Source organism: Pantoea sp. S-LA4, from assembly GCF_054482835.1.
The window spans coordinates 1,874,294-1,894,703 of record NZ_JBTLRC010000002.1 but is presented as its reverse complement, the minus strand read 5'-3'; the positions used below and the strand labels follow the sequence as shown (position 1 = coordinate 1,894,703).

Here is a 20,410-nt window from a genome sequence, read left to right as displayed (position 1 = left end):
CAGCGGCTAAAACCAGCAGCTTTTTATTGTCTGGTAAAATGCGCTAAAACGCAGGGCGATTGGCAGAATAAATAGCTGTCTGCACATCTGGCATCAGGGCGCGTTTTCACTTACATTAGGCGCGTTTTCCTCCCCCGTGGTACGGAGTCTGTCGTGAACCCTGCGCTATTAGATTTATCAGGCTATATAAAATTTTTTGTCGGTCTCTTTGCGCTGGTTAACCCGGTAGGGATTATTCCGGTCTTTATCAGCATGACCCGCTATCAGGGCGTAACTGAGCGTAATAAAACCAATCTGACGGCTAACCTCGCGGTGGCGATCATTCTGTGGACATCGCTGTTTCTCGGCGATGGGATTTTGCATATTTTCGGCATCTCGATTGACTCGTTCCGCATCGCTGGCGGCATCCTGGTGGTCACTATTGCCATGTCGATGATCAGCGGCAAGCTGGGTGAAGATAAGCAGAATAAGCAGGAAAAATCAGAAACCGCGATTCGCGAAAGCGTTGGGGTGGTCCCGCTGGCGCTGCCACTGATGGCCGGACCGGGTGCCATCAGTTCGACCATCGTCTGGAGTACCCGCTACCACAGCTGGCTCAATCTGCTCGGGTTCAGCCTGGCGATTGCGTTGTTTGCCTTTTGCTGCTGGCTCCTGTTCCGTGCCGCGCCATTGATGGTTCGGGTACTGGGTCAGACCGGTATCAACGTCATCACCCGTATTATGGGGCTGTTGCTGATGGCGCTGGGTATTGAGTTTGTGGTCACCGGGATGAAAGCCATTTTCCCCGGTTTGCTGAATTAACAGGTTACTTATTTCAGCGGGCGAAATGAAAATGTGACGCATTATGGTGCAAACTCCGGTTTTATTGCACCATAATAAAGCAATTATTCATCCGGCTTAATAGATTCAGCCGATTATCACTTTCATTACTGGCCGACGCAATTCTCACCGCTGATGCGATTAAAATGTCATGATTTTCACATGATAATCTGCTTAATATTTACCGCTTAGCCTGACAAATCACGCCCGTTATGCTGACGGGCGTGCATTGATCGCGACTCTTTGCACTGCCTCCGAATAAGTACCAGAATGGCGCATTAACGCCGCCGTCTGCGCCTGCTAACAGAGTTTTTTATCTAAAATCTCTATTTTTCAAATCGATAAGATATTTTCTAGTTGAAAATTAACACTTCCGCTTCCAGAAAACTCATGATAAAAGAGAATTAGTTAACATTTTAGCTATTTTGCTTTGGCGCCCATTAACGGCTTCTGATAATTTTTGACGCAACGTAAAAATTTTCACCGAAAGCCCAAAGTGAGAACGCTTTTTGCTTAAGCCTATCGGGATACTTAATAAAAGGTTGGCGCTTTCGCATGACTGGGATGAAAAAATTGCAGCAGCAACGGTCAAAAATTGCATTAACGTTGTTAATCGCCTTTTCACCGGCTTACGCCGCTACGGTGCCGTCCGGAACCCCTCTGGCACCGCAGCAGCAGATCGTGATCAATAACGGCACTGAGGTGGCGTCACTTGATCCCCATAAAACCGAAGGCGTGCCCGAATCCAATATCATTCTTAACCTGCTCGATGGGTTAGTGAATACCGATAACAGCGGCAACGTGGTGCCCGGTGTCGCGAAGAGCTGGCAAAACCAGCAGGGAAGGCAGTGGACCTTTACCCTGCGTGATGACGCGAAATGGAGCAACGGCCAACCCGTCACCGCCGAAGATTTCGTCTATAGCTGGCGACGTCTGGCGGATCCCAACACCGCTTCTCCTTATTCCAGCTATTTACAGGCGGCGCACTTCGCCAACATTGACGCCATTCTGGCCGGTAAAATGTCACCCGATCAGCTCGGTGTTAAGGCGCTGGATGCTCATCATCTGCAAATTACCCTGAGCGAGCCGGTGCCTTATCTGGTGGCGATGCTGGCGCATACCGCGATGAAGCCGGTTTATGGCCCGGCGATCAAACAGTGGGGCGAGGCTTGGACGAGGCCGGGTCACTATGTCGGCAACGGCGCGTATACCCTGAGCGACTGGATAGTTAACGAAAAAATTGTGCTGAAGCGCAATCCACACTACTGGGATAACAGCCATACGGTGATTGAGCAGGGCACCTTCCTGCCGATCGCCTCTGAGAACAGCGATATCAATCGCTATCGCAGCGGTGGCACCGACATGACCAACAGCGTAATCCCGCCAGAAATGTTCGGCAAACTGCGGAAAGAGCTGGGCGAGCAGGTCAAAGTCAGTCCGCTGCTCTGCACTTTCTACTATGAAATTAATAATAAAAAGCCGCCGTTTAACGACCCGCGGGTCCGTGCCGCGATCAAGATGACCCTCGACCGTGAGGTGATAGCCAACAAGATCATGGGGCAGGGACAGATTCCGGCCTATAGCCTGACGCCACCTTTTACCGCCGGGATTAATTTAACCCCACCGGAATGGTTCAAAGAGAGCCAGGCGCAGCGCAATCAGGCAGCGAAAAAGTTACTGGCAGAGGCAGGGTTTGATGATAGCCATCCGTTAACTTTCACGCTGCTCTACAACACCTCCGATCAGAACAAACGCCAGGCGATCGCGGCTGCCTCCATGTGGCAGAAGAACCTTGGGGCGAAAGTGACGCTACAGAATCAGGAGTGGAAAACCCTGCTGGAGACCCGCCATCAGGCGCAGTATGACGTGGTTCGTGCTACCTGGTGTGCCGATTACAATGAGCCTTCGACCTTCCTCAACATGCTGATCAGCAACGCCTCGATCAATACCGCGTTTTACAGTAGCCCGGAGTTTGACCGTCTGATGGCTGAGACCCTGACTGCCGGGAGTGACGCGCAGCGCGCCAGCCTCTATCAGCAGGCTGAAACTCAACTCGACAAAGACTCACCAATTGTGCCAGTTTACTACCGCGTGAGTGTGCGCCTGGTGAAGCCCTGGGTTGGCGGCTTTACGGGCAAAGACCCGCAGGACATGACAGACCTGAAATACTATTTCATCAAACAACACTGAGCCGCACGCTTACCCGGCGAGACAGCCGGGGAGCGCGCGATCGTGCAGACCACGTAATGCGGTCACTATCCTCAGGTTAACCAGCCGGGGATCCCGAGACGGGGGACGCCGGGGCAGCTAATCGCCCCGGTGACGATAATAAAACTGGAGTGTAATAATGAACAACATCACGAAAAAAAGCCTGATTGCAGCGGGCGTCTTCGCTGCAATCAGTGCACTGGCTGGGAATGCAGCTTTAGCGGCAACGGTGCCTGCGGGCGTTGAGCTGGCCGCAAAACAGGAACTGGTTCGCGGCAATGGCGATGAGGTGCAGTCGCTTGATCCGCACAAAATTGAAGGCGTACCGGAAGATAACGTAGCGCGCGATCTTTACGAAGGTCTGCTGGTCAATGACAGCAACGGCAAACCGGTCCCCGCCGTGGCGGAAAGTTACGAAAACAAAGATTTTAAAGTGTGGACTTTCCACCTGCGCAAAAATGCGAAATGGTCCAATGGCGAGCCGGTCACTGCGCAGGACTTCGTCTACAGCTGGGAGCGCCTGGTCGATCCGAAAACCGCCTCACCTTACGCCAGCTATCCGCAATATGGTCATATCCTGAATGTCGATGAGATCATCGCCGGTAAAAAACCGATTACCGATCTGGGCGTCAAAGCCATTGATGATCACACGCTGGAAGTCACCCTGAGTGAGCCGGTTCCCTATTTTGATAAGCTGCTGATTAACTCTGTCATGTCACCGGTTTACAAACCGGCAATTGAGAAGTTTGGCGATCAGTGGACTCAGCCACAGAACTGGGTCGGCAACGGCGCTTTTAAACTGGACGCGCACGTAATTAACGAGCGTATCACCCTGGTGCGTAACCCGAACTACTGGGACAACGAACACACCGTGTTGAACAAAGTCACCTTCCTGCCAATCAGTTCTGAAGTCAGCGACGTTAACCGTTACTTCTCAGAGAACGGCAGCGACATGACCTATAACAACCTGCCGATTGAGCTGTTCAAAAAGTTACAGCGTGACAACGGTAAAGAGCTGCACGTCGATCCTTACCTCTGCACCTACTACTACGAAATTAACAACCAGAAAGCGCCATTTACCGATCCGCGCGTGCGCGCCGCCCTGAAGCTGGGTCTGGATCGTGACATCATGGTGAATAAAGTGCTGGCGCAGGGTCAGATACCCGCCTACAGCTACACGCCGCCATCCACCGACGGCATGGATATTCTGCCACCAGACTGGTTCAAATGGTCGCAGGACAAACGTAATGAAGAGGCGAAAAAGCTGTTAGCTGAAGCGGGTTACACTGCCGACAAGCCGCTGACCTTTAACCTGCTCTACAACACCTCCGATCTGCATAAGAAGCTGGCCATTGCCGCCTCGTCGATCTGGAAGAAAAACATCGGTGTGAACATCAAGCTGGAAAACCAGGAGTGGAAAACCTTCCTGGATACCCGTCATCAGGGTAACTTCGATGTTTCACGCGCGGCCTGGTGTGCGGACTACAACGAACCGACCTCCTTCCTGAATACTATGGTCTCCAACAGCAGCAGTAACACCTCGCACTATAAGAGCGACGAGTACGATAAAGTGGTGCGTGGGGCGATTAAGGCAGCCGATGAAAAAGCCCGTGCGGTGGAGTATCAGAAAGCCGAGCAGATCCTGGATAAAGACAGCACCATCGTACCGGTTTACTACTACGTGAATACACGTCTGGTGAAACCGTATGTCGGCGGTTATAACGGCAAAGATCCGCTGGATAAAACGCTCGATAAGAACTTCTACATCATTAAACACTAATAGCACACAGGCTATCGACAGTGGCGGCGCGTCTGCGCCGCCTTTACGTTTTTTTATTTGTTGTGAAGCAACAGCCTGGTAGGTACGGCAATGTTAAAATTCATCCTGCGTCGCTTGCTTGAAGCGGTCCCGACGCTGTTCGTTCTGATTACCATCTCCTTCTTTATGATGCGACTGGCACCCGGTAGTCCTTTTACCGGTGAGCGCACCCTTGCGCCGGAAGTCATGGCTAACATTGAGGCGAAATATCACCTCAACGATCCGATTGGTAAGCAGTATGTCGATTACCTGGTGCAGCTGGCGCACGGCGATTTCGGCCCCTCATTTAAATACAAAGATTATTCGGTTAACTATCTGGTTGCCCATGCGTTTCCGGTTTCAGCCAAACTCGGTCTGGCCGCCTTTCTGCTGGCGGTGGTGCTGGGGGTCACTGCCGGGGTTATTGCTGCGCTGAAACAGAACAGCCTGTGGGATTTCGCGGTGATGGGGGTGGCAATGACCGGCGTGGTGATACCGAGTTTCGTGGTGGCGCCGCTGCTGGTGCTGGTGTTCGCCATCACCCTGAAATGGCTGCCCGGCGGAGGCTGGAATGGCGGACAGTGGAACTACATGCTGTTGCCGATGGTCGCGCTGTCACTGGCCTATATCGCCAGCATCGCGCGTATTACCCGCGGATCGATGATTGAAGTGATGCACTCCAACTTTATCCGCACCGCCCGTGCAAAAGGGCTGCCGCTGCGCCGCATCGTGCTGCGGCACGCGCTGAAACCTGCGCTGCTGCCGGTCATCTCCTATATGGGACCGGCCTTTGTCGGCATTATCACCGGATCGATGGTGATTGAGTCGATCTACGGTCTACCGGGCATTGGTCAGCTGTTCGTGAACGGCGCGCTGAACCGCGACTACTCACTGGTGATGAGCCTGACCATTCTGGTGGGGTTACTGACCATTCTGTTTAACGCGATTGTTGACGTGCTGTATGCCGTCATCGATCCGAAAATTCGTTACTGATTGCGGAGTTCGCCATGATGTTAAGTAAGAAAAACAGCGAAGCTCTGGATGCGTTCAGTGAGAAGCTGGAAGTGGAAGGGCGCAGTCTGTGGCAGGACGCCCGTCGTCGGTTTATCCATAACCGTGCGGCCTCACTCAGCCTGCTGGTGCTGCTGCTGATTACGCTGTTTGTGATCATTGCGCCGATGCTGTCACAGTTCACCTACGACGACACGGACTGGGCCATGATGTCCGCTGCGCCGGATACCACGTCCGGGCACTGGTTTGGCACCGACTCCTCGGGGCGCGATCTGCTGGTCAGGGTCGCCATTGGCGGCCGGATTTCACTGATGGTCGGTGTGGCTTCCGCCTTGATCGCGGTGATCGTCGGTACCCTGTACGGTTCCGTTGCCGGCTACCTTGGCGGCAAAACCGACTCGGTGATGATGCGTATTCTGGAGATCCTCAACTCGTTCCCGTTTATGTTCTTCGTTATCCTGCTGGTGACCTTCTTTGGCCGAAATATCCTGCTGATCTTTGCCGCTATCGGCATGGTGTCGTGGCTTGATATGGCACGTATCGTGCGTGGACAGACCCTGAGCCTGAAGCGCAAAGAGTTCATTGAAGCGGCCCACGTTGGCGGCGTCTCCACCTGGAAAATCGTGCTGCGCCACATCGTGCCGAACGTGCTGGGCGTGGTGGTGGTTTACGCCTCGCTGCTGGTGCCGAGCATGATTCTGTTTGAATCCTTCCTGAGCTTCCTTGGCCTGGGGACGCAGGAGCCGCTGAGTAGCTGGGGCGCACTGCTCAGCGACGGCGCGAACTCGATGGAAGTGTCGCCGTGGTTACTGCTCTATCCGGCCGGTTTTCTGGTCGTGACGCTGTTCTGTTTCAACTTTATCGGCGATGGCCTGCGTGATGCCCTCGACCCGAAAGATCGCTAAGGAGTTTCCCGATGACCATTCATGAATTTCAGCCAGCAATGGCGGCCCGCGCGGGAAGCGATCAGTTACTGCAGGTGAAAGATTTACGTGTCACCTTCGGCACACACGACGGCGATGTCACCGCCGTCAACGATCTTAACTTTTCGCTGCGTGCCGGTGAGACGCTGGGCATTGTCGGTGAATCCGGTTCCGGCAAGTCGCAGACCGCGTTCGCCCTGATGGGGCTGCTGGCGAAAAATGGCCGCATTGGCGGCTCTGCGCTGTTCAATGGTAAAGAGATCCTGAATCTGCCCGAGAACCAGCTTAACCGGCTGCGAGCCGAGCAGATTGCGATGATCTTCCAGGACCCGATGACTTCGCTTAACCCTTACATGCGGGTCGGCGAGCAGTTAATGGAAGTGCTGAAGCTGCACAAGGGCATGAACAGCGCCCAGGCATTTGAAGAGTCGGTGAGAATGCTGGATGCGGTAAAAATGCCCGAAGCGCGTAAGCGCATGAAAATGTATCCGCATGAGTTTTCCGGCGGGATGCGCCAGCGCGTGATGATCGCCATGGCGCTGCTGTGCCGGCCAAAGCTGCTGATCGCCGATGAACCGACTACCGCGCTCGACGTGACGGTACAGGCGCAGATCATGACGCTGCTCAACGACCTCAAGCGCGAGTTCAACACCGCCATCATCATGATCACCCACGATCTGGGGGTGGTTGCCGGGATCTGCGACAAGGTGCTGGTGATGTATGCCGGACGCACCATGGAGTATGGTCGCGCCCGTGACGTCTTCTATCAGCCGGCGCATCCTTACTCTATCGGCCTGCTGAATGCGGTGCCGCGGCTGGATGCCGAAGGGGAGAGCCTGACCACCATTCCGGGTAATCCGCCGAACCTGCTGCGTCTGCCGGTGGGCTGCCCGTTCCAGCCGCGTTGTCCACACGCGATGGATATCTGTGCCAAAGCGCCGCCGCTGGAACCGTTCGGCGATGGGCGTTTACGTGCCTGCTTTAAGCCGGTGGAGGAATTAGTATGAGCGCCGTAGCGGAAAAAAGAGTGTTACTGGAAATCGCCGACCTCAAGGTGCATTTCGATATTAAAGATGGCAAGCAGTGGTTCTGGCAGCCGTCAAAGACCCTGAAAGCGGTGGATGGCGTCAGCCTGCGCCTGTATGAAGGGGAAACGCTGGGTGTGGTTGGCGAGTCAGGCTGCGGTAAATCGACGCTAGCCCGTGCCATCATCGGCCTGGTGAAAGCCACTGAGGGTCGGGTGGCGTGGCTGGGACGCGATCTGCTGGGGCAGAGCGAAGAGGAGTGGCGCAAGGCGCGCAGCGACATCCAGATGATTTTCCAGGACCCGCTGGCCTCGCTCAATCCACGCATGACTATCGGCGATATCATTGCGGAACCGCTGCGGACCTATCATCCGAAAATGGCGCGTCAGGAAGTCAAAGATCGCGTTAAAAATATGATGATGAAGGTCGGTTTGCTGCCCAACCTGATCAACCGCTATCCGCATGAGTTCTCCGGGGGCCAGTGCCAGCGTATTGGTATCGCACGTGCGCTGATTCTGGAGCCGAAGCTGATTATCTGTGATGAACCGGTGTCAGCGCTCGACGTGTCGATTCAGGCGCAGGTGGTTAATTTGCTGCAGCAGCTGCAGCGCGAGATGGGGCTGTCGTTGATCTTTATTGCCCACGACCTGGCGGTGGTAAAACATATCTCTGACCGCGTGCTGGTGATGTATCTCGGTCATGCGGTCGAGCTGGGCACCTACAGCGAGGTTTACAGCAATCCGCAGCATCCCTACACCAAAGCGCTGATGTCGGCGGTGCCGATTCCCGATCCGGATCTGGAAAAGAATAAGCAGATCCAGCTGCTGGAAGGGGAACTGCCGTCACCGATCAATCCACCGTCGGGCTGCGTATTCCGCACCCGCTGTCCGATTGCCGGTCCGGAGTGCGCCAAAACCCGGCCGCTGCTGGAAGGCAGTTTCCGCCATGCGGTCTCCTGCCTGAAAGTCGATCCGTTATAAAGCAAAACGCCGGGCAATTGCCCGGCGTTTTTTATCACGGTGACGACTATTCACGCCACAGGATATGGCACAGCTTGTGGTCTTTTTCACGGCACAGCAGCACGCGTGCAAAGACGTCGTTAATCGGCTCACCATCCGCTTCACCCAGCCCAATCACCACTTCCGCAAAAAAGTCAGGATTCAGATCGAAGTCGACGTGATCTTTCCAGTCTTCTGACGGATCGAACAGCTCGGCACCGCCGCGCTCTTCAAACTGCAGATTAAAAAGGATGATATCTGCCGGATCGAGATTATCGCCTGCCAGCTCAAGAAAAATATCGTAAGCCTGTTCCAGCGTTTCGTCTTCAGTAAGGCGGTTGTTTAAATCCATGGTCTGTCCTGTCTGCCTGAGGCCGTTTACACAATCTGGCTCGTTTTACAGTAAAGGGCTGAAGAAGTAAAACAGTCGTTCGACGATGCGCTGCCACCAGGCACGTTTTGACCAGCGCTGGCCATCCAGCAGGCGTGAACGGGCAATATAGTCATCCTGCACACAGGCCAGATCGCTGCCAAATCCGGCATCGTCTACCACCAGTGTAATCTCAAAATTGAGCCACAGGCTGCGCATATCAAGATTTACCGTGCCGACCAGGCTGAGTTGTCCATCAACCAGGACGCTTTTGGTATGCAGCAGTCCATCTTCAAATTGATAAATTTTCACGCCCGCCTCCAGCAGTTCGCTGAAGAAGGCGCGGCTGGCCCAGCCTACCAGCAGGGAGTCGTTATGGCGCGGGACAATAATACTGACATTCACCCCGCGCTGCGCTGCGGTACAGATGGCGTGCAGCAGGTCGTCGCTTGGCACGAAGTAGGGTGTGGTCATGATCAACTGCTCACGGGCGGAATAGACCGCCGTCAGCAGCGCCTGGTGGATCATATCTTCCGGGAAGCCGGGACCGGAGGCGATCACCTGCACCGTATGGCCGCTCTCCTGCTCAAACGGCATAATATTGCGATCGGGCGGCGGCGGAAGAATGCGTTTTCCGGTCTCAATCTCCCAGTCGCAGCTAAAGACAATTCCCATGGCGGTGGCGACCGGACCTTCCATTCGCGCCATCAGGTCGATCCACTGACCGACGCCCGCGCTCTGTTTGAAGAAGCGGGGGTCCACCAGGTTCATGCTGCCGGTATAGGCGATGTAGTTATCGATTAAGACAATTTTTCGATGCTGGCGCAGATCCATCCGGCGCAGGAAGACGCGCAGCAGGCTGACCTGTAACGCTTCAACCACGTCAATGCCTGCATTGCGCATCATGCCAACCCAAGGGCTGCGGAAAAAGGTCACGCTGCCGGCCGAATCGAGCAGCAGCCGGCAGTGGACACCGCGGCGTGAGGCGGCCATCAGCGACTCGGCGACTTCATCCGCCAGCCCGCCGGGATGCCAGATATAGAACACCATCTCGATATTATGCCGCGCCAGCTGGATATCCCGAATCAGCGCCTGCATTACATCATCGGCGCTGGTGAGCAGCTGCAGTTGATTACCTTTCACCCCGGCGATGCCCTGACGGTGATAGCAGAGTTCGAACAGCGAACGGGCGACATCGCTGTGTTCAGTGGCAAAGATTTCACGACACTGTTTCAGATCGGTCATCCAGCGGGCCGTCGATGGCCACATGGTACGAGCCCGTTCTGCGCGACGTTTACCCAGATGCAGTTCGCCAAACGACAGGTAGGCGATAATCCCCACCAGCGGCAGAATATAGATAATCAGCAGCCAGGCCATTGCCGAGGTCACGGCACGACGCTTCATCAGTATTCGCAGCGTGACACCGGCGATCAGCAGCCAGTAGCCAAACAGCAGTAACCAGCTGATCAGGGTGTAAAAAGTGGTCATTAAGTGGACATCCCGTTCGCGCTTTCGTCTGGCAAGTTTACGTGCAGATCACGGTCAGCGAAACCCTTTATCCTGTGCCATAACGATCAGATCCGATTTGGCATTGGCGATAAGATCTTTATAATGCGTGCGCGTGAATTCGATGTCAGAGAGGAAGTGATGAGACGAAGCAGAAATGAAGTGGCGCGCTGGAGAATGTTACGCCAGGTACAACGACGCCGTTCACGCTGGCTGGAAGGGCAGTCACGACGCTATAAACGCATTCACAGCATTCGCCATCAGCTGGCGCAGCAGCAGCGTCGCTCCATCCTGTTTATTACGCAGCATATTTAGTACTGCGCAACGGGCTGCTGCCGGCAGCGGCCCCTATTCGCCAGCGCGTTAAGACGCTGGCGGAATCAGGCTTCGAAAAATCCCAGATCGGCCAGAAAGTCGCGCGCCTGCAGATGTTCCTGTTGCGAGGCACCGCGATCGCTCACCTCACGCATCAGGCAATCCGCCGGGCTACCCAGCCCAACCGGACGGCGGCAACCGGCGCGGTCATACCACTCAAAAGACCACTTGCCCGTTTTGCGATGATAATAGATGGTTAACCAGGCAGAGCAGTTTGCCGGATAGCCACTCAACACTTCGGTTTTCGGATCGGCAATCGCCTGCACCCGTGATAACAGCTGATCGACTAAAGTTGAGGCGCCCTGAATATTATAAGTTTTATGCATAATGAGCCTGCGACTGTGCTGTAGCGTTCATTCTGAGCTTCAGAGGTGTAATAAAGAAGTCATAAATGTAGACAGCGATAAGAGATAATTCCTGTTTATCGAAAAAAAAATGTCTGATGGCGCAACATTTTTCGCTGCGTGCCGGGTCAACCTCACCGTAACGGGGCTTAATCTGGCCTTATACGCTCAGTATGGGCAAAGCTGTACAACTTTACAGTTACATAAGTGACTGTTTGGCTTTAAATTATTACCTTACCCACGGATTTAGCGTAAATTACTGGCCAAATACCTGTACAAGTAATGGTTAGTTGTATAACTTTATCGCATCGTTTATGACATCTAATGAACTCTGTGAGGGTTGACCATGCAAGCCAACGTAAGAATTCCGGTCTCAGTCTCTGATATCTCCGCTTATCTCAGCAGTGCGGCCCTGCCAGCGCAACAGGCCATTCTGGGCGCTGTGGTGACAGAGATCGTGCGTTCCGGTCGCAGTCTTAACCGTAAGGCCATCTGCACCCGACTGGTGAGCCGTTTACAGACGGTAACCAGTGCAGAAGAAGAGCATCATTATCATGCACTGATTGGGCTGCTGCTGGATCGCAACTAAACAGAGCCGCAGTCGTTGTGCGTCGCCTGAAATCAGCCGCACAGCGCGGTGATGAACGCCTCTGGCATGCTTGACAACCGCGCGGGCTTTTTATAGAAAATAGCCATCTTTCGTGATCGTTTTTCGTGGTCCAATCATTCATCCCTCACGGAAGATCGAAGCCCTGCCAGCCCGGCAGGGCTTTCGTTTTTCCCGCCCGAATCCGCACAGGATCAGTCCAGTAAATAGATGCCTGCAACAATCGCGCTGACAGACATGATATGCAGTAATTCGGTCATGACGGCCTCTCCTGTTGGGGTGATAAGTCTTTTCAGTCAAGAATACCTGAGCGATCAGGTCAAAAAAATTTACATTTTTAACCAGCGACTGAACCCTGCTGATCCCAGATTATGGCCTGTCGCCCTGTAATCAGACGAGGTATACCGGCTTGCGCTTCGGCTATTGTTTAGCGTAGCTGTATCGGTGAGGCGGAGGCAGCCTGTGGCGCTATCCGTTATTCCGTGGACTTCTGCCTGTGGGGCGAGCGTTGAGTGTCGGTGACCCTCAATTTTGCGTGTCAGGACGCTTTTAAGAACTCGCCAGATTGCCGCTTTTCAGGTCCAGGGTTAAATTTAAATCGTATACCTTTGGGAGCAGGACAATGAAAAATCTGGCAAGGTCTGGCGTCATCGCATTAACCCTCTGTTTGCTGTTCACCTCACCGGCGCTGCTGGCCAATCCAGGCAATGGTAACGGCAACGGAAACGGCAATGGAAAGGGCAATGGTCATGCACAAGGGCATGGCAATAAGGGCGAGGGGAAACACGATAAGTCACAGGGTAAAAAGAATAAGGGCGGCGATCCCTGGCGGGCAGAAGCCGACATCAGTTATTCATTCGCGCGTGATCTGGCCAGACAGCAGGGACTGACCGGCTACTCCTCTTTGCCGCCGGGAATTGCTAAAAATCTCGCGCGCGGTAAACCGTTGCCGCCTGGTATCGCTAAACGCTCGGTGCCGCGCGGTATGCTGGAGGGTCTGCCTTCTTATCCCGGTTACGAATGGAAAATGGTGGGGGATAACCTGGTACTGATTGCGCTAAGTACGGCGGTGGTCACCGCGATCATCAATAACGTCTTTGATTAACGCCATCGCTGTGCCTTACCAGTAAAAAAACCGCCGGTGGGCGGTTTTTTTAACGCGTAACGGCTGATCTCTTCAGCCCGCTGCACCAGATTCAACCCGCATCATCAGGATCATGTTCACCAGTTGCAGCACCGCTGCCAGCACAATTAACATCACAATCAGATGTTTTTTATTGCGCCAGCCCTGGCTGCGCCAAAAGTAAAGGGCGGTCGCGATAAGCCCCACGATCGGCACCAGCAGCGCCAGAATGATCATTTGCATCGTTGCTTTACCCGAAAAACAAAAAAGGCCCCGGTGCGCCGCACCGAAGCCATTTATCAGCGCGCATTCGCGATCAGAAAACGCGTTTGAACGGTTTAACGGCCACCTGTTTATAAACGCCAGCGGCAATATAGGGATCATCTTCTGCCCAGGATTGTGCCGCTTCAAGTGACGGGAACTCGGCAATCACGGTTGAACCGGTAAAGCCGGCCACGCCCGGATCGTTGCTGTCGACGGCAGGCATCGGACCCGCAATGATCAGGCGTCCTTCTTCATGCAGTAGTTTCAGGCGCGCCAGATGGGCAGGGCGCACGGCATTACGTTTTTCCAGTGAATCTGCGGTGTCTTCTGCATAAATGACGTAAAGCACTTGGGAGCTCCCATTAACTCTTCAGAATTTCGCAACACGTTAAGGGATTGCTTATCAGAGTGCAAACGAAACCTCTGACCCGTTGACGGCTCAGCATAAAGGGCTAAAAAGCGCTTTTCTTTCGGTGAGATGGCGGGAGTTATTGAAACTGATTGCTATTTGCATTTAAAATCGGCTCTTCATTTAATGACTGCGACTGTTATGACCACGCTGACTATGCCATTACCCAAACGCACGCCTGTCTCCATGTTATTGTCTGTCGCTTTGCATGGTGCCGTCATTGCCGGAATTCTTTACGCCTCATTCCATCAGGTGACTGAAGTGCCTAAGGCGTCGCAGCCTATCAGTGTCAGCCTTGTCGCTCCTGAAGTTCAGCCACAACCTGCCCCAGCCGTGGTTGAACCACCGGCGCCGCAACCTGAACCGCAGCCAGAACCGGAACCGGTCCCTGAACCTCAGCCCGCTCCGGAACCGCCTAAGGCGGAACCGGTACCGATTCCTAAGCCAGAACCTAAGCCAAAACCCAAACCGAAACCCAAGCCGGAACATAAACGTGAGCAACCTAAACGCGAGGTAAAACCGCGTCAGGAGAGCAAACCGCAGGCCGATCCGTTTAAACAGGACCTGCCGGCGACTCAGAACAAGCCGACAACTGCGCCGAAATCGACGCCGTCAGCGAGCCAGACGGCTTCAGGCGGGCCGAAAGCGCTGAGCGTCAGCAAGCCAGGCTATCCACAGCGTGCACGAGCGCTTCGCATTGAGGGTCGGGTGCGGGTGAAATTTGATGTGAACAGCGAGGGACGGGTGGAGAATATTCAGGTCCTCTCTGCGGAACCCCGCAATATGTTTGAACGGGCAGTCAAGGAGTCGATGAAGCAGTGGCGTTACCAGAGCGGTCGTCCGGGACAGGTGACCATGAACGTTGTCTTCAAGATGAGTGGCGGTGCCAGCATCGAATAAAAAAGCTGGCGGTCAGTGACACTGTGCCTGACCGCCAGATGTCCGGCTAGTCGCTGGGTTGCTGGTTAGCACGCCCGGCAGGTAGTGGACGCGAATTGCCGTCATTATCTACCGCGACATAGATAAAGACCGCTTCGGTGGCACAGTAGGTCTGACCAATCGGTTCAGACGACACCTTCTTGATCCAGACTTCGACATTGATGGTCATTGAGCTGTTACCAGTACGGATACAGCGCGCATGACAGCTAACCACGTCGCCCACCGCCACCGGTTTCAGAAAGGACATGCCATCAACCCGCACCGTCACGACCCGGCCTTCAGCAATCTCTTTAGCCAGAATGGCTCCGCCCATATCCATTTGTGACATCAGCCAGCCGCCAAAGATATCGCCGTTGGCGTTGGTGTCTGCTGGCATGGCTAACGTACGTAACACCATTTCGCCTTGCGGCAATTTATGTTTTTCGCCCATTGCTTTCATTTCTTCTGCAGGTGATCGCTAAAAAAATGCCCGGCGTACCGGGCAGAGTGATTATTTTTGTTGTTGTTGCGGCATCTGTCGCCAGATGTAGAGCCCGCTAATCAGGGTAAACAGTAAGGTGAGGCCGGTCAGACCAAACACCTTAAAGTTAACCCAAAACGCCTGAGATAACCAAAAGGCAACGTAGATATTCACCAGGCCGCAGACCAGGAAAAATAGCGCCCAGGCAGTGTTAAGCCGACGCCAGACCGGATCGGGCAACTGTAACTCTTTGCCCAGCATGCTCTGGATCAGCGTCTGCTTCATAAACCACTGGCTGTAGAGCAGCGCAACGGCAAACAGACTGTAGATCACCGTCACTTTCCACTTAATAAATTCATCGTTGTGGAACACCAGGGTCAGCGTGCCGAATACGGCGACCAGCACAAAGGTGAAAATGGTCATCTTCTCCAGCTTACGATAGAGCAACCAGCTGACCACTAAAGCCAGACCGGTCGCGACAATCAGCGCGCCTGAGGCAACAAAGATGTCGTACAGCTTGTAGAAGATGAAAAAGACCACCAAAGGGAGAAAATCGAGTAACTGCTTCATAGTCATTCCAGTCAGGGCTGAATTGGGGACCAATGCGCCCGCAGGCGCACCGCTCATCAACGTAACAGCATATAAAGCCGGTAGAGATAGATGATTAACATGGCCGAAACCAGGTTACCTGCAGCGGTAAAGATCACCGAGGAAACGTTCATCGGCAGCACGGTCAGCGATGAGAAAAACAGCATCACCACCACTTTTGCCAGCAGCCAGAGAAGAATAGCGGGCGCGATCAGCTTCGCATTCTTCCACGCCATTCGCATACTGGCACGCATGGCGGCGAACACGCCGATCTTCTCGCTCGCCAGCATCACCGGCGCCAGCGACAACAGAATCGTCAGCAGAATCCCCGGCACCACCAGAACCATAAAGCCCAGCTGCGCCACCAGCGTGATCAGGAAGGTCAGCAGTAACAGCTTTGGCAGTAAAGGCGCAGAGGCGCCAATGGCACGCAGCGCACTGACCCGCTGACCGGAAGAGACCATCGGGATCAGAGACAACATCCCGCCGAGTAACAGCGTATTACCCACCAGCGCCGCGAACGTCCCCGCCGCGGAGGCGCGCAGCAGCACCTGCTGCTGTTCAGGTGACATATTCTGCACCATCTCAAACAACGAACTGGCACTGTCATCACCCTGCTGCAGAATCGCCATCTGATCGGCGCCAGGCGTCAGCACATGGACCAGCATAACGGTGATGAAAGCGGTCAACAGCGACATCAACAGTAAGGTGACCAGCTGATGGCGGGTAAAATTTCCTGTGTCACGGTATAACGAGCTTGCCGTGATAGACATGTACACTCCTTGGAGGAACCGGGTTAATTAACCCGGCGATTGTACATGTTCTGGCAGCTCGCGGGCACCCGGCGAGAGATAACTTTCTGTCATAACAGGTAAAGATGGGTGAAAAAGGGCGGGAAGACCGTAACGGGCGCGGGCGCGATCGCAGGCGTCATTGGCAACACCCTCTTCGCCCGACATCGCAAACTCCCGACAGGGCGTTGGCCGTTGCTCATAAATGCCGCAGGAGACGCAGCCGCCAATCTCGCCCTGCAGGGCGACGCAGCGCGGCGCACGATCGTTGGTGCCGCGCATATTACGCATCAGCAGGCTCAGCGGTTCGGTTAATTCGGTTGGCACCAGGCCGCCAGCATCGTCGGCTTCAGCCCAGTAGAAAGAGACACGGAAATGGGCGCAGCAGGCGCCACAGCTGACACAAGGATTAGAGGTTTCGCTCATTTGATCACCCGCCACTCCTGAGGCATCGAACCAAAATCAACAATCAGAAACAGCAAAATAAGCCGGACAAAATTTTTCAGCAAGGGGAATTTCCCGATGTCAGCCACGGCCAAAATTGATCTAAATCAATCCATTGTTTTTTAAGTAATTTATATCAACCGAACAGAGTGCAATTTTCTGTAAATCACGTTAAATCTTTGCCAACAAAAAAATGATGACGTTGGATACATTTACCTTTAGCAAAGGAGTGATGATGAAACTGGCAAAATGCGCGATGCTGCTGGCTCTGGCTTTACCACAACTGGCAATGGCCCATGAAGCGGGCGACTTCTTTATGCGTGCCGGCAGTGCAACGGTACGTCCGACCGAAGGCTCTGATAATGTCCTTGGCATGGGGGAGTTCAGCGCCAGCAACGATACCCAGCTGGGCCTGACCTTTACCTATATGGCAACCGACAATATCGGGGTTGAACTGCTGGCTGCCACGCCGTTCCGTCATAAAGTTGGACTGGGTCCGACCGGCACCCTGGCCACGGTACGCCAGTTACCGCCGACGCTGATGGCGCAATACTATTTCTTCGACAGCAAAAGCAAAGCGCGCCCCTATGTTGGCGTCGGTATCAACTACACCACCTTTTATGATGCGGACTTTAATCAGACCGGCCGTGATGCGGGACTCACCGATCTGAGCGTCAAAGATTCATGGGGTGTCGCGGGCCAGGTCGGTCTCGATTATCAGATTAACCGCGACTGGATGCTGAATGCGTCGGTGTGGTACATGGATATCGATACTGAGGTGAAATTTAAGGCGGCAGGCGAACAGCAGAATATCAATATGCGTATCGATCCCTGGGTCTTCTTCTTCGGGGCAGGCTACCGCTTCTGATGAGAAAAAGGCCGCTGAATCAGCGGCCTTTTTGATCATCACAGCCGGTATTACTTAATCTGCATGTTGTTAACCACGGACTTCACGCCCGGCACGCTGCGCGTAACCTGTACGGCACGATTAGCCATCTGTGGCGATGAGACAAAACCGCTCAGCTGAACTTTACCTTTAAAAGTTTCTACGTTGATTTCAGTCGATTTCAGCGAGTCATCTTTCAGCAGTTCACCTTTCACTTTGGTGGTGACCACGGTGTCATCAATATAGCCACCGGTACCCTCTTTGGTCGCGGTTGGCGCACAGGCGCTCAGTGCCAGCGCAACCACACCTGCCATCAACGCACCCGCCACAACTTTAAATAATTTCATTGCTTTCTCTCCCTGTCACAAATTGGATGCGACGTTACCGTAACGGCGCTCTGACATTGTGGTGCAGATTTTGCAAAAAGGGCAAATGGCGGGATGTAAAAAAAGGAAAGAAATCATGCCTTATCGTGTGATAAGGCATGATGGCGGGATTAACGGCTGGCGGCTTTCAGGCTGCTGACGAAGTTTTTCAGTTCGCGCAGCATCACCTCAGGTTCCGCATGATTTTTTTCAATGATCCGGACGATGGCCGAGCCGGAGATGGCACCTGCGGCACCGGCGGCGATGGCTTCTTTCACCTGCGACGGTTCAGAGATACCGAATCCCTGCAGCGGCGGGGCCGCGTTGTATTCACGCAGCTTTTCGATCAGGTGCTGCAGCGGCAGGCTGGCGCGGTTGTCCGCGCCGGTAACGCCAGCCCGAGAGAGCAGGTAGGTATAGCCGCGCCCGTGTGAAGCGATTTCCCGCAGCAGCGTATCGCTGGCGTTTGGCGGGCAGATGAAGATCGGTGCCACACCATGACGCAGCGCTGCCTGACGGAACGGAGCGGACTCTTCCACCGGGACGTCAGCCACCAGCACCGAATCCACACCGGCTTCTGCGCAGCGGGCATAAAACGCATCCACGCCGTTGGTGAATACCAGATTGGCGTACATCAGTAAACCGATCGGCAGGTCCGGATATTTACGGCGAATGGTCGCCAGCATTTCAAAACACTGCTGGGTATTGGTGCCCGCCGCGAAGGCGCGCAAGGTCGCATTCTGAATCGTCGGGCCGTCAGCCAGCGGATCGGAGAAAGGAATGCCTAACTCCAGCGCATCTGCACCGCCTTCCACCAGCGCGTCAATGACCTGCAGTGAAAGCGCCGGTGACGGATCGCCGAGCGTGACGAAAGGCACAAAGGCCCCTTCGTTACGGGCTGAAAGACGTTTAAACAGTTGATCGTAACGTTCCATCAGATTTCTCCCTGCGCGGTCAGAATGTCGTGAACGGTGAAAATATCTTTATCGCCGCGGCCGGAGAGGTTAACCACCACCAGCTGCTCTTTGTCCGGCTCGGCCTGAATCATCTTCAGGGCGTGGGCCAGCGCATGTGACGACTCCAGCGCCGGAATGATCCCTTCAGCACGACACAGCTGTTTAAAGGCAGCCAGCGCCTCATCATCGGTAACCGAGACATATTCAGCGCGACCAATGCTGTTCAGGTGCGCATGTTGCGGTCCCACTGACGGAAAATCCAGCCCGGCAGAGATCGAGTAAGATTCTTCGATCTGGCCATCTTCGGTCTGCATCATCGGGGCTTTCATACCGAAATAGATGCCGACGCGGCCATGCTTCAGCGGTGCGCCATGCTCGCCGGTTTCAATGCCGTGACCCGCCGGTTCAACGCCGATCAGTTTCACGCTGGTTTCATCGATAAAGTCAGCGAACATGCCGATGGCATTCGAACCGCCACCGACGCAGGCGATGATGGCGTCGGGCAGACGACCCTCTTTTTCCAGGATCTGCTTTTTCGTCTCTTCGCCGATCATCCGCTGAAACTCCCGTACAATGGTCGGGAACGGATGGGGACCGGCGGCGGTGCCAAGCATATAGTGGGCGGTTTCGTAGCTGCCAGACCAGTCGCGCAGCGCTTCGTTACAGGCATCCTTCAGGGTCGCTGAACCACTGTGTACCGGGATCACTTCCGCGCCCATCAGACGCATACGGAATACGTTAGGAGACTGACGCTCAACGTCTTTGGCACCCATGTAGATGCGGCATTTCATGCCGAGCAGGGCGCAGGCCAGCGCTGAGGCAACACCGTGCTGTCCGGCACCGGTTTCGGCGATAATCTCGTTCTTACCCATGCGTTTGGCTAACAGCGCCTGACCCAGTACCTGATTGGTTTTGTGCGCGCCGCCGTGCAGCAGATCTTCGCGCTTCAGGTAGAGCCGGGTTTTGGTGCCTTTCGTCAGGTTCCTGCACAGCGTCAGTGCGGTAGGACGACCGGCATAGTTCTTCAGCAGGTCGGTAAATTCCGCCTGAAACTCAGGATCTTTTTGGGCATCGACAAACGCTTCTTCCAGCTGGCGCAACGCTGGCATCAGGATCTGCGGGACATACATCCCGCCAAATTCGCCAAAGTAGGGATTCAGTAACGTCATTTTTCATCTTCCTTTTTCAGGCCCGCCGTTGA

General features: G+C 54.4%; 24 protein-coding genes. 12 read left to right on the top strand and 12 right to left on the bottom strand.

The genetic code is table 11. The features are described from left to right. Nucleotides 1-153 precede the first annotated feature (153 nt). From ACX3P5_RS09735 to oppF, 7 genes are all read left to right on the top strand, one after another. Entirely contained in the window at nucleotides 154-801 is a 648-nt protein-coding gene (locus ACX3P5_RS09735; protein WP_233988026.1) for a YchE family NAAT transporter, read from the top strand. 582 nt (nucleotides 802-1,383) lie between these two features. Continuing rightward, complete coding sequence (locus ACX3P5_RS09730) at nucleotides 1,384-3,009, top strand: ABC transporter substrate-binding protein (RefSeq protein ID WP_233988027.1); 1,626 nt, start codon at nucleotides 1,384-1,386, stop codon at nucleotides 3,007-3,009. A 157-nt stretch (nucleotides 3,010-3,166) separates the two neighbouring features. Then, nucleotides 3,167-4,807 (top strand): oligopeptide ABC transporter substrate-binding protein OppA, encoded by a 1,641-nt coding sequence (gene oppA, locus ACX3P5_RS09725; protein ID WP_233988028.1) that lies wholly within the window; start codon nucleotides 3,167-3,169, stop codon nucleotides 4,805-4,807. 90 nt (nucleotides 4,808-4,897) lie between these two features. Then, nucleotides 4,898-5,818: an oligopeptide ABC transporter permease OppB gene (gene oppB / locus ACX3P5_RS09720; protein ID WP_233988029.1), complete on the top strand. Its 921-nt coding sequence runs from the start codon at nucleotides 4,898-4,900 to the stop codon at nucleotides 5,816-5,818. Nucleotides 5,819-5,832: 14 nt separating this feature from the next. Continuing rightward, nucleotides 5,833-6,741: an oligopeptide ABC transporter permease OppC gene (oppC, locus tag ACX3P5_RS09715; RefSeq protein ID WP_233988030.1), complete on the top strand. Its 909-nt coding sequence runs from the start codon at nucleotides 5,833-5,835 to the stop codon at nucleotides 6,739-6,741. A gap of 11 nt (nucleotides 6,742-6,752) precedes the next feature. Then, nucleotides 6,753-7,766, top strand: coding sequence for an ABC transporter ATP-binding protein (oppD, locus tag ACX3P5_RS09710; RefSeq protein WP_233988031.1), 1,014 nt, complete (start codon nucleotides 6,753-6,755; stop codon nucleotides 7,764-7,766). After that, complete coding sequence (oppF, locus tag ACX3P5_RS09705) at nucleotides 7,763-8,764, top strand: murein tripeptide/oligopeptide ABC transporter ATP binding protein OppF (RefSeq protein ID WP_233988032.1); 1,002 nt, start codon at nucleotides 7,763-7,765, stop codon at nucleotides 8,762-8,764. Before oppD ends, oppF begins: the two co-directional genes overlap by 4 nt. A 46-nt stretch (nucleotides 8,765-8,810) precedes the next feature. Here the strand turns inward: oppF and ACX3P5_RS09700 are convergent, their stop codons facing one another. Both ACX3P5_RS09700 and cls read right to left on the bottom strand, forming a co-directional pair. Continuing rightward, nucleotides 8,811-9,134 (bottom strand): HI1450 family dsDNA-mimic protein, encoded by a 324-nt coding sequence (locus tag ACX3P5_RS09700; protein ID WP_233988033.1) that lies wholly within the window; start codon nucleotides 9,132-9,134, stop codon nucleotides 8,811-8,813. 45 nt (nucleotides 9,135-9,179) lie between these two features. After that, a complete protein-coding gene (gene cls, locus ACX3P5_RS09695) occupies nucleotides 9,180-10,640 on the bottom strand; it encodes a cardiolipin synthase (protein ID WP_233988034.1) in 1,461 nt (486 codons plus the stop codon). A 159-nt stretch (nucleotides 10,641-10,799) separates the two neighbouring features. On the opposite strand from cls, the gene ACX3P5_RS09690 reads away from it, so the two are divergent. Further along, nucleotides 10,800-10,973 carry a YciY family protein gene (locus ACX3P5_RS09690; protein WP_233988035.1) on the top strand — a complete coding sequence of 58 codons (174 nt, stop codon included), beginning with the start codon at nucleotides 10,800-10,802 and terminating at the stop codon, nucleotides 10,971-10,973. Between the two features lie 65 nt (nucleotides 10,974-11,038). On the opposite strand, the gene ACX3P5_RS09685 is transcribed toward ACX3P5_RS09690, so the two are convergent. Continuing rightward, a complete protein-coding gene (locus ACX3P5_RS09685) occupies nucleotides 11,039-11,359 on the bottom strand; it encodes a hypothetical protein (RefSeq protein ID WP_233988036.1) in 321 nt (106 codons plus the stop codon). A 364-nt stretch (nucleotides 11,360-11,723) separates the two neighbouring features. On the opposite strand from ACX3P5_RS09685, the gene ycgZ reads away from it, so the two are divergent. Then, the gene (gene ycgZ / locus ACX3P5_RS09680) at nucleotides 11,724-11,966 is read left to right on the top strand and encodes a regulatory protein YcgZ (RefSeq protein ID WP_458968632.1); all 243 of its coding nucleotides are present in this window, start codon (nucleotides 11,724-11,726) and stop codon (nucleotides 11,964-11,966) included. 640 nt (nucleotides 11,967-12,606) lie between these two features. Further along, entirely contained in the window at nucleotides 12,607-13,089 is a 483-nt protein-coding gene (locus tag ACX3P5_RS09675; RefSeq protein ID WP_336755320.1) for an anti-virulence regulator CigR family protein, read from the top strand. A gap of 72 nt (nucleotides 13,090-13,161) precedes the next feature. On the opposite strand, the gene ACX3P5_RS09670 is transcribed toward ACX3P5_RS09675, so the two are convergent. Next, nucleotides 13,162-13,350, bottom strand: coding sequence for a hypothetical protein (locus ACX3P5_RS09670; RefSeq protein WP_233988039.1), 189 nt, complete (start codon nucleotides 13,348-13,350; stop codon nucleotides 13,162-13,164). Nucleotides 13,351-13,423: 73 nt separating this feature from the next. Further along, nucleotides 13,424-13,720: a YciI family protein gene (locus ACX3P5_RS09665; protein ID WP_233988040.1), complete on the bottom strand. Its 297-nt coding sequence runs from the start codon at nucleotides 13,718-13,720 to the stop codon at nucleotides 13,424-13,426. A gap of 201 nt (nucleotides 13,721-13,921) precedes the next feature. Between ACX3P5_RS09665 and tonB the strand changes: the two genes are divergently transcribed. After that, nucleotides 13,922-14,680 carry a TonB system transport protein TonB gene (gene tonB / locus ACX3P5_RS09660; protein ID WP_233988041.1) on the top strand — a complete coding sequence of 253 codons (759 nt, stop codon included), beginning with the start codon at nucleotides 13,922-13,924 and terminating at the stop codon, nucleotides 14,678-14,680. A gap of 46 nt (nucleotides 14,681-14,726) precedes the next feature. Here tonB and yciA read toward each other — a convergent pair whose 3' ends face one another. Genes yciA through ACX3P5_RS09640 form a run of 4 tightly spaced genes read right to left on the bottom strand, consistent with a single transcriptional unit; the run spans nucleotide 14,727 to nucleotide 16,984 of the window. Beyond that, complete coding sequence (gene yciA, locus ACX3P5_RS09655) at nucleotides 14,727-15,149, bottom strand: acyl-CoA thioester hydrolase YciA (RefSeq protein ID WP_094120552.1); 423 nt, start codon at nucleotides 15,147-15,149, stop codon at nucleotides 14,727-14,729. Between the two features lie 60 nt (nucleotides 15,150-15,209). Beyond that, entirely contained in the window at nucleotides 15,210-15,749 is a 540-nt protein-coding gene (locus ACX3P5_RS09650) for a septation protein A (protein ID WP_233988042.1), read from the bottom strand. A gap of 56 nt (nucleotides 15,750-15,805) precedes the next feature. Then, the gene (locus ACX3P5_RS09645; RefSeq protein WP_233988043.1) at nucleotides 15,806-16,540 is read right to left on the bottom strand and encodes a YciC family protein; all 735 of its coding nucleotides are present in this window, start codon (nucleotides 16,538-16,540) and stop codon (nucleotides 15,806-15,808) included. A 27-nt stretch (nucleotides 16,541-16,567) separates the two neighbouring features. Then, nucleotides 16,568-16,984, bottom strand: coding sequence for a YkgJ family cysteine cluster protein (locus ACX3P5_RS09640; protein ID WP_233988044.1), 417 nt, complete (start codon nucleotides 16,982-16,984; stop codon nucleotides 16,568-16,570). A 250-nt stretch (nucleotides 16,985-17,234) separates the two neighbouring features. Between ACX3P5_RS09640 and ompW the strand changes: the two genes are divergently transcribed. Next, nucleotides 17,235-17,870: an outer membrane protein OmpW gene (ompW, locus tag ACX3P5_RS09635; protein WP_233988045.1), complete on the top strand. Its 636-nt coding sequence runs from the start codon at nucleotides 17,235-17,237 to the stop codon at nucleotides 17,868-17,870. Between the two features lie 50 nt (nucleotides 17,871-17,920). Here ompW and ACX3P5_RS09630 read toward each other — a convergent pair whose 3' ends face one another. From ACX3P5_RS09630 to trpB, 3 genes are all read right to left on the bottom strand, one after another. Next, the gene (locus ACX3P5_RS09630) at nucleotides 17,921-18,235 is read right to left on the bottom strand and encodes a BON domain-containing protein (protein ID WP_233988046.1); all 315 of its coding nucleotides are present in this window, start codon (nucleotides 18,233-18,235) and stop codon (nucleotides 17,921-17,923) included. A gap of 149 nt (nucleotides 18,236-18,384) precedes the next feature. After that, nucleotides 18,385-19,188 carry a tryptophan synthase subunit alpha gene (gene trpA / locus ACX3P5_RS09625; RefSeq protein ID WP_233988048.1) on the bottom strand — a complete coding sequence of 268 codons (804 nt, stop codon included), beginning with the start codon at nucleotides 19,186-19,188 and terminating at the stop codon, nucleotides 18,385-18,387. Further along, nucleotides 19,188-20,378, bottom strand: coding sequence for a tryptophan synthase subunit beta (gene trpB, locus ACX3P5_RS09620; RefSeq protein ID WP_233988049.1), 1,191 nt, complete (start codon nucleotides 20,376-20,378; stop codon nucleotides 19,188-19,190). Before trpB ends, trpA begins: the two co-directional genes overlap by 1 nt. Nucleotides 20,379-20,410 lie beyond the last annotated feature (32 nt).

Bases quoted from the DNA above. Each gene is read 5' to 3' on its own strand.
- ACX3P5_RS09730 (WP_233988027.1), top strand. From the start codon at position 1,384: ATGAAAAAATTGCAGCAGCAACGGTCAAAAATTGCATTAACGTTGTTA.
- oppA (WP_233988028.1), top strand. From the start codon at position 3,167: ATGAACAACATCACGAAAAAAAGCCTGATTGCAGCGGGCGTCTTCGCT.
- oppB (WP_233988029.1), top strand. From the start codon at position 4,898: ATGTTAAAATTCATCCTGCGTCGCTTGCTTGAAGCGGTCCCGACGCTG.
- oppC (WP_233988030.1), top strand. From the start codon at position 5,833: ATGATGTTAAGTAAGAAAAACAGCGAAGCTCTGGATGCGTTCAGTGAG.
- oppD (WP_233988031.1), top strand. From the start codon at position 6,753: ATGACCATTCATGAATTTCAGCCAGCAATGGCGGCCCGCGCGGGAAGC.
- oppF (WP_233988032.1), top strand. From the start codon at position 7,763: ATGAGCGCCGTAGCGGAAAAAAGAGTGTTACTGGAAATCGCCGACCTC.
- ACX3P5_RS09700 (WP_233988033.1), bottom strand. From the start codon at position 9,134: ATGGATTTAAACAACCGCCTTACTGAAGACGAAACGCTGGAACAGGCT.
- cls (WP_233988034.1), bottom strand. From the start codon at position 10,640: ATGACCACTTTTTACACCCTGATCAGCTGGTTACTGCTGTTTGGCTAC.
- ACX3P5_RS09690 (WP_233988035.1), top strand. From the start codon at position 10,800: ATGAGACGAAGCAGAAATGAAGTGGCGCGCTGGAGAATGTTACGCCAG.
- ACX3P5_RS09685 (WP_233988036.1), bottom strand. From the start codon at position 11,359: ATGCATAAAACTTATAATATTCAGGGCGCCTCAACTTTAGTCGATCAG.
- ycgZ (WP_458968632.1), top strand. From the start codon at position 11,724: ATGCAAGCCAACGTAAGAATTCCGGTCTCAGTCTCTGATATCTCCGCT.
- ACX3P5_RS09675 (WP_336755320.1), top strand. From the start codon at position 12,607: ATGAAAAATCTGGCAAGGTCTGGCGTCATCGCATTAACCCTCTGTTTG.
- ACX3P5_RS09670 (WP_233988039.1), bottom strand. From the start codon at position 13,350: ATGCAAATGATCATTCTGGCGCTGCTGGTGCCGATCGTGGGGCTTATC.
- tonB (WP_233988041.1), top strand. From the start codon at position 13,922: ATGACCACGCTGACTATGCCATTACCCAAACGCACGCCTGTCTCCATG.
- yciA (WP_094120552.1), bottom strand. From the start codon at position 15,149: ATGGGCGAAAAACATAAATTGCCGCAAGGCGAAATGGTGTTACGTACG.
- ACX3P5_RS09650 (WP_233988042.1), bottom strand. From the start codon at position 15,749: ATGAAGCAGTTACTCGATTTTCTCCCTTTGGTGGTCTTTTTCATCTTC.
- ACX3P5_RS09645 (WP_233988043.1), bottom strand. From the start codon at position 16,540: ATGTCTATCACGGCAAGCTCGTTATACCGTGACACAGGAAATTTTACC.
- ACX3P5_RS09640 (WP_233988044.1), bottom strand. From the start codon at position 16,984: ATGAGCGAAACCTCTAATCCTTGTGTCAGCTGTGGCGCCTGCTGCGCC.
- ompW (WP_233988045.1), top strand. From the start codon at position 17,235: ATGATGAAACTGGCAAAATGCGCGATGCTGCTGGCTCTGGCTTTACCA.
- ACX3P5_RS09630 (WP_233988046.1), bottom strand. From the start codon at position 18,235: ATGAAATTATTTAAAGTTGTGGCGGGTGCGTTGATGGCAGGTGTGGTT.
- trpA (WP_233988048.1), bottom strand. From the start codon at position 19,188: ATGGAACGTTACGATCAACTGTTTAAACGTCTTTCAGCCCGTAACGAA.
- trpB (WP_233988049.1), bottom strand. From the start codon at position 20,378: ATGACGTTACTGAATCCCTACTTTGGCGAATTTGGCGGGATGTATGTC.